This window comes from Paenarthrobacter sp. 10N417, from assembly GCF_056394745.1.
Genome location: NZ_JBFTIL010000016.1, coordinates 1 through 13342 on the forward strand (window position 1 = coordinate 1; position 13342 = coordinate 13342).

The 13342-nt window shown below is 62.7% G+C and carries 12 protein-coding genes; 10 read left to right on the top strand and 2 right to left on the bottom strand.

Features of this window, described 5'->3' with window-relative positions:
* The 3 genes from AC1DCM_RS18225 to AC1DCM_RS18235 all read left to right on the top strand — a co-directional run.
* The coding region (locus AC1DCM_RS18225; protein ID WP_477519214.1) for a beta/alpha barrel domain-containing protein at positions 1–667 on the top strand (667 nt) is incomplete at its 5' end.
* Positions 668–718: 51 nt separating this feature from the next.
* A complete protein-coding gene (locus AC1DCM_RS18230; protein WP_431117795.1) occupies positions 719–1822 on the top strand; it encodes an S-(hydroxymethyl)mycothiol dehydrogenase in 1104 nt (367 codons plus the stop codon).
* Complete coding sequence (locus AC1DCM_RS18235) at positions 1822–2445, top strand: MBL fold metallo-hydrolase (protein ID WP_477519215.1); 624 nt, start codon at positions 1822–1824, stop codon at positions 2443–2445. The genes AC1DCM_RS18230 and AC1DCM_RS18235 overlap by 1 nt, the downstream gene beginning before the upstream one ends.
* Positions 2446–2473: 28 nt before the next feature.
* On the opposite strand, the gene AC1DCM_RS18240 is transcribed toward AC1DCM_RS18235, so the two are convergent.
* Positions 2474–3766 carry a helix-turn-helix transcriptional regulator gene (locus AC1DCM_RS18240; protein ID WP_477519216.1) on the bottom strand — a complete coding sequence of 431 codons (1293 nt, stop codon included), beginning with the start codon at positions 3764–3766 and terminating at the stop codon, positions 2474–2476.
* Positions 3767–3914: 148 nt separating this feature from the next.
* Here AC1DCM_RS18240 and hxlB point away from each other — a divergent pair, with 148 nt between their 5' ends.
* Complete coding sequence (hxlB, locus tag AC1DCM_RS18245; protein WP_442018249.1) at positions 3915–4505, top strand: 6-phospho-3-hexuloisomerase; 591 nt, start codon at positions 3915–3917, stop codon at positions 4503–4505.
* A gap of 86 nt (positions 4506–4591) precedes the next feature.
* The gene (gene hxlA, locus AC1DCM_RS18250; protein ID WP_442018248.1) at positions 4592–5215 is read left to right on the top strand and encodes a 3-hexulose-6-phosphate synthase; all 624 of its coding nucleotides are present in this window, start codon (positions 4592–4594) and stop codon (positions 5213–5215) included.
* Between the two features lie 107 nt (positions 5216–5322).
* Here the strand turns inward: hxlA and AC1DCM_RS18255 are convergent, their stop codons facing one another.
* Positions 5323–7476, bottom strand: coding sequence for an amylo-alpha-1,6-glucosidase (locus AC1DCM_RS18255; RefSeq protein ID WP_477519217.1), 2154 nt, complete (start codon positions 7474–7476; stop codon positions 5323–5325).
* A 288-nt stretch (positions 7477–7764) separates the two neighbouring features.
* Here AC1DCM_RS18255 and AC1DCM_RS18260 point away from each other — a divergent pair, with 288 nt between their 5' ends.
* The 5 genes from AC1DCM_RS18260 (at position 7765) to mmsB (ending at position 13321) form a co-directional block, all read left to right on the top strand.
* Positions 7765–8106 carry a hypothetical protein gene (locus AC1DCM_RS18260; RefSeq protein WP_477519218.1) on the top strand — a complete coding sequence of 114 codons (342 nt, stop codon included), beginning with the start codon at positions 7765–7767 and terminating at the stop codon, positions 8104–8106.
* A gap of 93 nt (positions 8107–8199) precedes the next feature.
* A complete protein-coding gene (locus AC1DCM_RS18265; RefSeq protein ID WP_477519219.1) occupies positions 8200–9570 on the top strand; it encodes a cryptochrome/photolyase family protein in 1371 nt (456 codons plus the stop codon).
* Between the two features lie 168 nt (positions 9571–9738).
* On the top strand, positions 9739–11238 hold the full coding sequence (locus AC1DCM_RS18270) for a CoA-acylating methylmalonate-semialdehyde dehydrogenase (protein WP_442002968.1): 1500 nt from the start codon (positions 9739–9741) through the stop codon (positions 11236–11238).
* Positions 11238–12308: an enoyl-CoA hydratase/isomerase family protein gene (locus AC1DCM_RS18275; RefSeq protein ID WP_477519220.1), complete on the top strand. Its 1071-nt coding sequence runs from the start codon at positions 11238–11240 to the stop codon at positions 12306–12308. Before AC1DCM_RS18270 ends, AC1DCM_RS18275 begins: the two co-directional genes overlap by 1 nt.
* A gap of 71 nt (positions 12309–12379) precedes the next feature.
* Entirely contained in the window at positions 12380–13321 is a 942-nt protein-coding gene (mmsB, locus tag AC1DCM_RS18280) for a 3-hydroxyisobutyrate dehydrogenase (RefSeq protein ID WP_442002746.1), read from the top strand.
* The last annotated feature ends 21 nt before the right edge of the window (positions 13322–13342 follow it).

Here is a 13342-nt window from a genome sequence, read left to right on the forward strand (position 1 = left end):
GTCATGGCCAAGGGTCATGGCCAAGGCCCGCATCGGCCACTTCGTCGAAGCCCAGGTCCTGCAGTCCCTCGGCGTGGACTACATCGACGAGTCCGAGGTCCTGACCCCGGCCGACTACGTGAACCACATCGACAAGTGGAACTTCACCGTTCCCTTCGTCTGCGGCGCCACCAACCTCGGTGAAGCCCTGCGCCGCATCAACGAAGGCGCGGCGATGATCCGTTCCAAGGGCGAAGCCGGCACCGGCGATGTTTCCAACGCCACAGGCCACATGCGCAAGATCCGTTCCGAAATCGCCAAACTCGCCGCCCTCCCCGAAGACGAGCTGTATGTCGCGGCCAAGGAACTGCAGGCCCCGTACGAGCTGGTCAAAGAAATCGCCGCCACGGGCAAGCTCCCCGTTGTGCTGTTCACCGCCGGTGGCATCGCCACCCCGGCAGATGCTGCGATGATGATGCAGCTCGGCGCCGATGGCGTGTTCGTCGGTTCGGGCATCTTCAAGTCCGGCAACCCCGCCGAGCGCGCTGCCGCCGTCGTGAAGGCCACCGCCTATTACGATGATCCCGATGTCATAGCGAAGGTCTCCCGCGGCCTGGGCGAAGCGATGGTCGGCATCAACGTCGACGAAATCCCGCAGCCCCACCGCCTCGCCGAGCGCGGCTGGTAAGTTTCGTAGGACGCCCACCGTTCCGTTTTGCGACTGAGAAGGGAACCGATCGTGGTTCACAAAGTAAAAGCTGTCATCGCCAAGGAAAAGAACGCTCCGGTCACTTTGGAAACCATCCTCGTGCCGGATCCAGGGCCGGGTGAGGCGTTGGTGGATATCCTCACCTGCGGGGTGTGCCACACCGATCTGCACTACCAGCAGGGTGGCATCTCGGACGATTTCCCGTTCCTTCTCGGCCACGAGGCCACAGGCGTGGTAAGCGCGGTGGGCCCGGATGTCACGGAAGTCGCCCCCGGCGACAGAGTGATCCTGAACTGGCGTGCGGTGTGCGGTCAATGCCGTGCCTGCGCCAAGGGCCAGCCGCAGTACTGCTTCAACACCCACAACGCCACCCAGAAGATGACGCTGGAAGATGGCACTGAGCTTTCGCCGGCACTGGGAATCGGTGCCTTCGCTGAGAAGACCCTCGTGGCTGCGGGTCAATGCACCAAGGTAGATGACTCGGTGGATCCCGCCGCAGTAGGTTTGCTGGGATGCGGCGTGATGGCGGGCATCGGGGCAGCTATCAATACCGGTGAGGTCAAGCGCGGCGAGTCCGTGGCCGTCATCGGGTGCGGCGGCGTCGGCATTGCGGCGATTGCCGGTGCCAAGCTGGCCGGTGCCACCACCATCATTGCCGTGGATATCGATGCAAACAAGGTGGACATGGCCAAGTCCCTGGGAGCCACCCACGGAGTGAACTCCAGCCTCGAGGACCCGGTAGAAGCTATCCGGGCCCTGACGGGAGGCAACGGCGCAGACCTGGTGATTGACGCCGTCGGACGTCCCGAAACGTACAAGCAGGCTTTCTATGCCCGCGATCTCGCAGGCCGCGTTGTCCTGGTTGGTGTTCCTTCGCCCACCGCCACACTCGAGCTGCCGCTGCTCGATGTCTTCGGCCGCGGCGGATCCTTGAAGTCCTCCTGGTACGGCGACTGCCTGCCTTCCCGCGACTTCCCGATGCTGGTGGAGCACTACAAGCAAGGCAACCTGAACCTGGACGCCTTCGTGACAGAACGCATCACGATCGACCAGGTGGAGGAAGCCTTCGCCCGGATGCAGGAGGGCAAAGTCCTTCGCTCCGTAGTGGAAATCGAGCCGGCGGTGGCGCTCTGATGGCCGTCACCGTACAGAACCGGGTCACCTCCGGAACGTTCTCGCTCGACGGCGGCACCTGGGACGTGGACAACAACGTCTGGATCGTGGGCGACGAGCAGGAATGCGTCATCATCGATGCCCCGCACGATGCCCAGGCCATCATCGAGCAGGTACAGGGCCGCAAAGTCCTGGCCATCCTGCTGACCCACGCCCACAACGATCACATTGGGGCCGTACGGGAAGTTGCTGACGCCGTTCAAGCGCCCATCTACCTGCATCCCGAGGACCTGGTGTTGTGGGAGCAGGTCTATCCGGACACCACGCCGGACAAGTACCTCAGCGACGGCGACGTTTTCACCGTTGCGGGAGTTGAATTGCGGGCTATCCACACGCCGGGCCACTCACCGGGGTCCACCTGCTTCCTGCTTGAAGAGCAGGAGACGGTCTTCACCGGAGACACCCTGTTCAACGGTGGTCCGGGAGCAACCGGGCGGTCCTACAGCGATTACCCCACCATCCTGGCATCCATCCGGGAACGTCTCCTCACCCTGCCGGCCCACACTGTGGTGCGCACCGGGCATGGGGACAACACCACGACCGGAGCGGAGCGCGAGACGCTGGCGCTTCTAAAGCAGGACTAGTCCTTTAAAGCAGGACAAAGCGCCTCGACTACCGGAGTCCCGCACTGTGTGCCAAAGCGATGGCCTCAGTGCGGGACCGGACGTCGAGCTTCCGGAAGAGATTCCGGATATGAAATTTCACAGTATTCTCGCTGACGTTGAGTTCAGCTGCGATGGCCCGGTTGCGTTGGCCGGCCGCCAGTAATTGAAGGACTTCCAATTCCCTTGCCGCAAGGCCCCACGCCGCGACATCCCCTGCTGGCGCTGATGGCGGATCCAGCGGCAGCACAACGGAGATGTCGGCTCCCCAGCCCTGCATGACGTCCAGGCTCATCCTGCCGTTGACGGCTTGCACGCGTTGGCGCAAGCGTTCGATGTTGGGAGCCTCGGGGGATAGCTCGCCCCTGCCGTCGTCACGGACATTGATGAGCAGGTTCTCGCCATCGCAGTCCCACTGTGCGCGGACACGATGCACGTCAGGTTGCTCGGCGATGGCCAGGACCAGGCCTCGAACCACGGCGCGGGCGGCGTGGGCTACTTCGCCCGGCAATGCCCTGCCGTTCGCAGGCGGTTCGATGAACTGGATATCGATGTTGCTGAAGTGCATCAGTGGCCGGAGGTCCTCGCGAAGCCTTTCGAATGCCGTGCTGACCGGTTCCTCCACAAGATCGCTGGTGCGGTCGTTCAAGGTTCGCAGGCTGATCAGCGCCTTGACGGTCATGTCGGTCACGGCCGTGCGGGCTGCGTGGTCGTCCATGGAGTTGGATCTCAAGGCCGCGAGGACAGTTTCCAAGGTGGTGGAGTGCTGATCCACCAGCTCGGCAGTTACGCGGATCCGCTCCGCTGATGCGGCGCGGGACTCCAGAAGGTACGACGGCGGCGCGTCTGAGACCTTCTCCTGGATACGGCCCGCTGTGAGCCGCCAAAGGTAGGAGAGGACACGCTCCGCATCTTCTGCCAAGCCTTCTGCAGGATCCGTGAGGACCAGGAGGGCGTTACTCGGTGCGTAGCCCAAGGCCAGTACATCCCGCTCCGTCCCCCCGACAACAGCCTTGCCCCGCCACGGTTCCTCGTCTGGAATCGCGGCACGTACACGGTCCAGTTCCGGAATGGAAACCCTGCTGACAATGCTTTCCTCGCCCGCCTTCTTTTGCGGCCGGCCCGTGCAGTCCTCGGTGAAAATCACCAAGGCACTGGACTTGATGAACGGGGCCAGCGCACCACGCAGGCTCTCTGCAATACGCATCAGGGGTGCCTGCGCTATTGCCGCGACGGCGTCCAGAAGCTGCCACGGAAGGGCCCCGGTATCCGAGCGGCGTTTGCTATCGGTCAGCTGGGTCATGGAAGCAGCCTAAAGGAATATGAGCCACGTTAACTACCCAAAAGGGTGGTATGAACTGCTCGTTTTCGGCGTTCCCCCTACCCGAACTAGCCGGAAGACTTGTCCATAGGCCCGAAAGGCTTGAGCACCTATCCACGAAGGAGTGAATGTGAACGTCACCGCAGAAACAGCAACTGCCACGAGCGCGGACGTAGCCGGCAATGTATCCCTGATCCTCGGCGAAGTCGCTGACACTACCTCGGGCATTGACTACGCTCAGTTGGCCCATCTTGCACACAGGATCAGTGGGGCCGGCCGAGTGTTCCTCGCCGGAGCCGGGCGCAGCGGCCTGGTCCTCAGGATGGCTGCCATGAGGCTGATGCACCTTGGCCTGACGGTCCACGTCGCAGGTGACACCACCACGCCGGCCATCAGTTCCGGAGACTTGCTGGTGGTCGCGTCCGGTTCGGGTACGACGTCGGGTGTGGTCAAAGCTGCCCAAACCGCACTTGAGGCCGGTGCACAGGTTGCTGCCATCACCACCAACGCCTCCTCGCCCCTGGCGGGGCTGGCCGACGCCTTGGTGATTATCCCGGCCGCCCAAAAGACGGACCACGGTTCCAACATTTCGCGCCAGTACTCCGGCAGCCTCTTTGAGCAGGCGCTGTTCCTCGCCACGGAGTCGGTTTTCCAGACCCTCTGGGACGCCGCCGACGAACCCGCTGAACAGCTCTGGCTGCGTCACGCAAACCTCGAATAGGCCCCGCTGACTTAGCTGCGCAGTTGAGCTAGCTGCTTGGGGCCGACTCCAACTCACCAACAACCCACAAAGAAAGTAAGAACACTATGAAACTTCAAGTCGCACTGGACCTCCTCACCACCGAGGCAGCCCTGGAACTGGCCGGCAAAGTAGCCGAGCACGTTGACATCATCGAGCTGGGCACGCCGCTGATCAAGGCAGCGGGCCTCTCCGCAGTGACCGCGATCAAGGAAGCACACCCCACCAAGATCGTCTTCGCCGACATGAAGACGATGGACGCGGGAGAACTTGAAGCCGACATCGCCTTCAAGGCCGGCGCCGACCTCGTCTCAGTGCTCGGAACTGCAGACGACTCCACCATTGCAGGGGCCGTCAAGGCAGCCCAGGAGCACAACAAGGGCATCGTGGTTGACCTGATCGGCGTCGCTGACAAGGTCACCCGTGCAAAGGAAGCCCGCGCTCTCGGGGCCAAGTTCATCGAATTCCACGCCGGCCTGGACGAGCAAGCCCAGCCTGGCTTCGACCTCCGCGGTCTCCTTAACGCCGGTGAAGAAGCCCGTGTACCGTTCTCGGTTGCAGGCGGTGTCAACCTGTCCACCATCCAGGCCGTGCAGTTGGCCGGTGCCGACGTAGCCGTGGCCGGCAGCGCCATCTACAGCGCCCTTGATCCGGAACTGGCTGCAAAGGAACTTAAAGCCGCTATCCAGTAAGGCCTGTTACTACCTCACTCAACCCGCTGGATGCCGCGGCCCGGAGAGTACCCTTTCAAAGGTACTTTCCGGGCCGCTCGCTTTTTTGGGACTCCCTTATTTGAGGCCTACTTTTCCGGGCTCGGAAGGTGCGCCTGTTCCAATAGCTCAGTGAGCCAGGGCCGCTGGGCATGGTGGAACGTCAACCCCTCCGGCAGGCCTTGGACCGAGGGTTTGGAACCGCTGATGTCGATGGTGATGCGGCCGCTTCCCATGGGGGCGTTGCCGATGTGCAGGTCTCCGAAGGACGGCGGCAAAACGGGGTCGAGCCAGACGCCGCCCAACGAAATGTGCGTGTCGTAGCGCATGAGGCCCATGACCAGTTGAATGGGCGTTGTAGCGGCCCATGCTTGGGGTGAGCAGGCGGTTGGATAGGGAACGGGCTCGCTGAACTGTTTCCGGTCGAAGCCGCAGAAGAGTTCCGGGAGCCGGCCACCTGAATACTCGGCGGCTTCCAGTAGGGCTGTGGCAATCCGTTGTGCTTCTTCCACAAAGCCGTACCGCAGCAGCCCTTGGACAATCAACGCATTGTCGTGCGGCCAGACTGAACCGTTGTGGTAGCTGGCCGGGTTGTAGGCGCCCATGTTGCTGGCCAACGTCCGGATTCCCCATCCACTGAACATTTCCGGGGACATCAGGTGCTCCACCACAGAGGGGGCCTTGTCCTCATCCATTAAGCCAAACCACATGGTGTGGCCCATGTTGGAAGCACATGCGTCCACAGGCCGCTTGTCGCGGTCCAACGCGACGGCGTAATAGCCCTTGTCCGGAAGCCAAAACTCTTCGTTGAACTTTTGTTTGAGGCGATCCGCGCGTTCCTGAAGCTCCGCGGCCAAGGTGAGGTCGCCGGCGTCGTACGCTATCCAGGCCCGGGACGTATAGGCGCCGTGCACGTACGCCTGGACTTCGCACAGCGCCAAGGGCGGTTCGGCAAGGGTGCCATCGGCAAAGTTGATGCCGTCCCAGGAGTCCTTCCATCCTTGGTTGATGAGCCCGTGCTCATTGGGGCGACCGTACTCCACAAAGCCATCGCCGTCCCGGTCGCCGTAATCGCGGATCCACTCAAGGGCGCGGTCCGCATTGGGAAGCAGGGCCGCAATGGTTTCCTTGCCGAAACCCCAGCGGCTGACCGATCCCAGGACAACCACGAAGAGCGGGGTGGCATCAACGCTGCCGTAGTAAGTGGACTTTCCGCCGAGAGCGAGGCCGCTGGAGACATCGAGCCTCACCTCATGCAGGATCTTGCCCGGTTCTTCCTCGCTGACCGGATCCACCACTGTTCCCTGGCGGTCGGCCAACGTTCGGAGCGTCCCCAAAGCGAGGGAGGGGTCAACGGCCAACGCCATCTCGGATGCCCAGAGGGAGTCGCGGCCGAACAACGTCATGAACCATGGGGCGCCGGCGGCCACAACCACCCTGTCCGGATGGTCCGGATCCTGGATCCTGAGGGCACCGAGGTCCTCGTAGCTGCGCCGCAGGGTCCGCTCAATGGATCGATTGCCAATATGCAGGACGGGGATCTTATCCACCCAATCTTGCCGACGCCGGTCGCTGGGCGACATTTCCCCGCGTGCTGGATGGACGAAGGGTGCCACGACGCCGTCGGCGGTTGGCAAAACAGTGACGCGAGTGCTCCATTCCCCGAAAGGTGGAATCGTGGTCCTGAAGCCCAAAGCCTTTGCTCCTGCACCCGCACCTTCGGCCTGGATGACGACGCTTTTTCGGAAACCCTCCCACCGGCCACGGATTTCCAGGGAATTGCCCTCAGGAAGCCGGGTTTCGGTCCAATGACGGGTGATCCTGGCCTCCTTCACTTCAAAGAGGTCCGCGAAGTCAGACTCGACCGTCAGCAGGATCCGGCAATCAGCTGCCTTGGTGGAGTAGTTCCGGACTGTGATCTTCTCCAGGATTCCGGCTCCGACCTCGCGCAGGCGCTCCACCAGCAGCGGACTGTCCGCATATCCATCCGAACGGGGCACCCGGCAGGCAAAGAGCGCCCGGTAAGGTTCCTTGGTCTCCGCGGCCAGTGGCTCGAGTGGTTGTCCGTTGACCGTCAATTCCCATTTGGACAGGATCCGGGTATCCAAATGGAATACCCCCTGCGGTAGCTCGGGATGGATGTCTCCGTTGGCAGCGGAAATGCAGAATGATGAGCCTTCCACCAGCGTGACCGTGCCGGAGCCAAGGGGCCCGGCGGCAGTATCGGCGTTCCATCCAGCCACGTCTGTGCCTCCAATCAGGGCGGAACGATGGCCCGCACAAGCGGTTTTGCTCGGCTTGTCTGGGAGTCGGCTCGGCCGTATGTGTAGACGTATCCGAAGCTACGCCGATGCGGCAGTGGGCACCAGAGGCATGAAGGTTCGTTTAGCAGGGACGCAACGCCGATGCAATCCAGAGTTCACCTACTTTCCAGTACAGGCGAAGCTCAAGAGGACTATAGTGGGGGAACAGGACATTCGCTGATGCAGCCCGGCGGCCCGTTTTTAACTTCCGCCACCGGAGGCCCCGCAATGACCGACACCCAAATCAGTAGTTTTCTGAGTGACTGTGTGGTGTTTGATGATGACACCGAGGAGGGGCTGGATTTTGACACCCTCTACGGCCTTTACATCAGTTGGTGCGTCCTCGGACGCAAAGTGCCCATTCCTGATTCCGCTTTCAGGACCGCCCTTGAACTTGAAGGATTGCGCGCCAGGAAAGATCATGGCCAGCGCGTCTACCCCGGCCTGAACATGGTGGGCGCCGCAGCCAGGGACTACGTGATGAACAGTGTCCCTGCCTGGACTGAAACCGACAACAGGGTACCCGTGTTAACCCAGTTGAGTGAGGACTCGGTTCCTTCCTTGAGGTAACCCCCTTTGAGTTCCCGAATTTGAGCACAGCTGATGCCCTTAGGATGCGTTCCTAGGGGCATCAGCCATACACGAGCCCGGAAGAGGGTAATAGTGAAGCCGGCCATCGTCTGGTTCCGTGACGACCTGAGGGTCACGGACAACCCTGCCCTGTGTGCCGCCGTCGATGATGGCGCGGCGGTTGCGCTATATATTCTGGACGAAGAATCGCCCGGCATCCGCGCCCACGGTGCTGCCGCACGCTGGTGGCTGCACCACTCGTTGACGGCGCTGCGGGACGAGCTCGCAGCGCTTGGAGTGCCGCTTCTGCTTCGTCGGGGACCGGCCGCCCCGGTCGTTCAGGAAATCACGACGGCGATCGACGCGGGCGCGCTGTTCTGGAACCGCCGGTACGGTCCGGCGGAGCGGACGGTCGACGCCGGGATCAAGGCGTGCGCTCGTGATGCCGGTATTCATGTGGAGAGTTTTCAGGCGTCCCTGCTGCATGAGCCGTGGGAAGTCACCACCAAGACGGGCGGCCAGTACAAGGTTTTCACCCCGTTCTGGCGGACTGTTTCAGCCCGGGACTTCCGGGACCCGTTGGCTGTGCCGGACGAAGGGCGAGGCTACGCTGGCCAACTCCCGGCGTACGATTCGCTGGAGTCATGGCACCTGCTGCCCACCACGCCGGACTGGTCCGCAGGGTTGCGGGAGGCGTGGACGCCAGGATCGACTGCCGGACACCAACGGCTCAAGCAGTTCGTGACGGATGGACTCACCAATTACGACGAAGGCCGAAATCGCCCGGATATCGATGGCAGCAGTTGCCTCTCGCCTTATTTGCGGTGGGGTGAGCTCAGCCCGTTTGAGGTTTGGCAGGCGCTGGCTACCAGCAGATCGGCAAGCACAAGTATTTTCGCTTCCGAACTCGGCTGGCGCGAATTCTGTTGGCACCAGTACTTCCACAACGCGGATCTCGCCACAGCGAACCTGCGCAAGGAGTTTGACCGCTTCCCCTGGGCGTGGCCGGATAGCGATGGTCATGAGTCTGCAGCCGGGGAGCTCCGCGCCTGGCAGCGGGGCTCCACCGGATTCCCCTTGGTGGACGCCGGGCAGCGGCAACTCTGGCAGACGGGGTGGATGCACAACCGGGTGAGGATGGTCGCGGCGAGCTTCCTGGTGAAGAACCTGGGCATCCATTGGCAACTCGGCGAACAGTGGTTCTGGGACACCCTTGTGGATGCTGACCCGGCCTCAAACCCTGCCAACTGGCAATGGGTGGCGGGCTCAGGGGCAGACGCTTCGCCGTTTTTCAGGATCTTCAATCCCCAGGCCCAACGCATCAAATTCGATCCCCACGGCAAGTACATAGCGCGCTGGATCCCGGAGTTCGGCACGCCGGATTACCCGGAGGAAATCGGGGATCTTAAGACCACCCGGCAGGATGCCCTGGAGGCCTACAAGGGACTCAAAGAGGTGCACTAGCTAGTGCCCGCTGTCGAATAGGGCCGGAAAAACCTCCTATGGAAATTAGTAGGAAGTCCGAGTATATTCGGTTCAGAGATGACTTGGCTCACAGTCGCTGAGGCGTTCCTGCCGATTACTGGAACCAGCCGCACGGCAGTCATTCACGATGCAAAGGAGCATTCCACCATGGTGCGCGAGCTTTCACACTACGTAGACGGCCAAAGGATCGACGGCACGTCCGGTCGGTTCAGCGATGTCTACGATCCCTGCACGGGCGAAGTGCAGGCACGGCTTCCTCTGGCCAGCGCGGACGAGGTCCGCAACGCGATCGCAAATGCCGAAAAGGGCCAGCTCGAATGGGCGGCCATGAACCCACAGCGCAGGGGACGCATCCTGCTCAAGTTCGTGGACCTGGTCAACGAGAACATGGACGAGCTCGCCAAGCTCCTCTCCTCCGAACACGGCAAAACGTTTGCCGATGCCAAGGGAGACATCCAGCGTGGCATCGAGGTAGTCGAATTCTCCGCAGGGGCGCCGCACCTGCTCAAGGGTGAGTTCTCGGACAACGCGGGGCAGGGCATTGACGTGCACTCCCTGCGCCAACCGCTGGGCGTGGTTGCGGGCATTACGCCGTTCAACTTCCCGGCCATGATCCCGCTCTGGAAGTCTGGGCCAGCGCTCGCAGCCGGCAACGCCTTCATCCTCAAGCCCTCCGAACGGGATCCCTCTGTTCCGCTGCGGCTCGCCGAGTTGTACAGCGAAGCCGGCGTTCCCAACGGCGTCTTCAACGTGATCAACGGTGACAAGGAAGCCGTTGACGCACTGCTTGAGGATCCGCGCGTCAAGGCCATCGGCTTCGTTGGCTCCACGCCGATCGCCCAGTACATTTACGCCACGGCGGCAGCGCACGGCAAGCGGGCCCAGTGCTTCGGCGGGGCGAAGAACCACATGGTGATCATGCCCGACGCCGATCTGGACATGGCTGCCGACGCCCTGATTGGTGCCGGCTACGGTTCCGCAGGCGAACGTTGCATGGCGATCTCCGTTGCAGTCCCGGTGGGCCAGGAAACAGCAGATGCCTTGGTGGCCAAGCTGACCGAGCGCGTCAAGGACCTGAAGGTTGGGCACAGCCTGGACAAGGACGCTGACTTTGGTCCCGTGGTTGCTGCTTCCGCCAAGGAACGGATCGAAGGCTACATCCAGTCCGGCGTTGACGAAGGCGCAACCCTTGTCACCGACGGCCGCGGGCTCACCGTGGAAGGCTACGACGGCGGCTTCTGGGTTGGCCCTACACTCTTCGACAACGTCACGAAGGACATGAAGATCTACAAGGAAGAGATCTTCGGCCCGGTCCTCAGCGTGCTGCGCGCGGCTGACTATGACGAAGCGCTTAGGCTCTGCAGCGAGCACGAGTTTGGCAACGGCGTCGCAATTTTCACCCGCGACGGCGACTCCGCCCGCGACTTCGCCAGCCGCGTGGAAGTGGGCATGGTGGGCATCAATGTCCCCATTCCGGTGCCGATCGCGTATTACACGTTTGGCGGCTGGAAAGCCTCGGGCTTCGGCGACCTCAACCAGCACGGCGCCGATGCCTTCCGCTTCTACACCAAGACCAAGACCGTGACGTCGCGGTGGCCCTCCGGCATTCGACAGGGCGCCAGCTTCATCATGCCGGCAGGCAGCTGATGGGGGCTTTGGACACAGAAGACGTTCTTTTCCAGCGCCGCGGCCACCTTGGCATCGTGACGCTCAACCGGCCCCAGGCAGTCAACGCCCTCAGCGCGGGAATGGTGAAAGCCATGCTCCAGCAGTTGACTGCCTGGGCTGACGACGACGCCGTGGCAACCGTCCTGGTGCGCGGCGCGGGCGACCGTGGGCTGTGCGCCGGCGGGGACATCGTGGCCATCTATAAGGACATGTTGCAGGGCGGAACGGAAACGGCGGAGTTCTGGGCCGACGAGTACCGGCTGAACTCGCTCATTGCCCGTTACCCCAAGCCCTATGTCGCCTTCATGGACGGGTTGGTGCTGGGCGGCGGCGTTGGGGTTTCGGCGCACGGCTCGGTGCGCATCGTTACTGAGCGGACGCGCACCGGCATGCCTGAGACCACCATTGGGTTCGTGCCCGACGTCGGCGGCACCCTTTTGCTGTCCCGCTCACCCGGGGAGACGGGAACCCATGCGGCCCTGACCGGCGCCCACCTCACGGGGACAGATGCCCTGTTCCTCGGCCTGGCGGATCACTTTGTGCCGTCCGAAAGCCTGCCCGCACTGGCGGAAGCGTTGGAAAGCTCGACGGCGGAGGACGCCGTCGGGCGCTTTGCCCAAGCAGCGCCGGACTCGGTTTTGGCAGCACAGCAGGAGTGGATCAACGCGGCCTATGCGCATGACGACGCGGAGGAGATCGTACGAAGTTTGCGCTCGCTGGGGGATTCTGCGCCCGACGCAGCTTCCGCGGCCGACACCATTGAGACGAAGTCGCCCACTTCCGTGAAGGTCACTTTGGCATCCTTGCGGCGCGTGCGAGGGATGTCGCTGGAGGAAGCGCTGGACCAGGAGTACCGGGTGGGATTGCGCTGCCTGGCGGGGCCCGATTTTCGGGAGGGGATCCGCGCACAGGTAGTGGATAAGGACCGGAACCCGCAATGGAAGCCCGCCACGCTTGCTGAGGTGCGCGAGCCCGACGTCGAGGGCTACTTTGCATCGCTCGGTGAGCGGGAGTTGGGGCTCGCCGCCTTGGGTGCTGACGCTACGTGACACTCCGCTTGCCCAGCCAGATTGTCCAGGAAGTTGCCCAGCCAGTTTGTTAGCCAGTTGAAGGAGACGACATGACAGAGAACGCAGCCGTGCCAGATATCCAAGCCCCGGCGACGGGACTCATCGCTTTCCTCGGACTCGGCCATATGGGCGGACCCATGGCGGCCAACCTGATCAAAGCCGGGCACGACGTGATCGGCTATGACCCCGTGCCGGCCGCCGTTGAGGCAGCCAAGGACCACGGGATTCCCATGGCGTCCACGGCGCAGGAAGCCGTGGACGGCGCGGCCGTGGTGTTGACCATGTTGCCCAGCGGCAAGCACGTGCTGGAGGCGTACCGCGGTGTTGACGGGCCCGGGCTGTTGTCGGTTGCCGCGCCGAACACGTTGTTCCTGGATTGCTCCACGATCAATGTCGACGAGGCCCGGCAGGCCGCCGTCATTGCCTTGGAAGCGGGACACCGTTCCGTGGATGCGCCGGTTTCCGGTGGCGTTGTGGGTGCCGAGGCCGGCACCCTGACTTTTATGGTGGGCGCTTTGCCGGAGGACTTTGAGACCGTCAAACCCATCCTGGAACTCATGGGCAAGAGGATCGTGCACTGCGGCGATCACGGTGCCGGGCAAGCAGCCAAGGTCTGCAACAACATGATCCTGGGCGTGTCCATGATTGCTGTCGCAGAAGCCTTCGTGCTCGGCGAGAAACTTGGACTCACGCACCAGGCATTGTTCGACGTCGCTTCCAACGCTTCCGGTCAGTGCTGGGCCCTGACCACCAACTGCCCTGTTCCCGGGCCCGTGCCCACCAGCCCGGCCAACCGCGACTACCAGCCCGGCTTTGCCGGGGCGCTGATGGCCAAGGATCTTCGGCTGGCCGTAAACGCGTTGGAAAGCACTGGAGTTGCTGCAGAAATGGGGCCGTTGGCATCCCGGATCTACGATGCTTTTGCAGCCGGGGAAGGCGCTGGACGTGACTTCTCGGGCATCATCACGGACATTCGCGATAAGTCTGTGTGAGAGTTCTGTACATGACGTTGG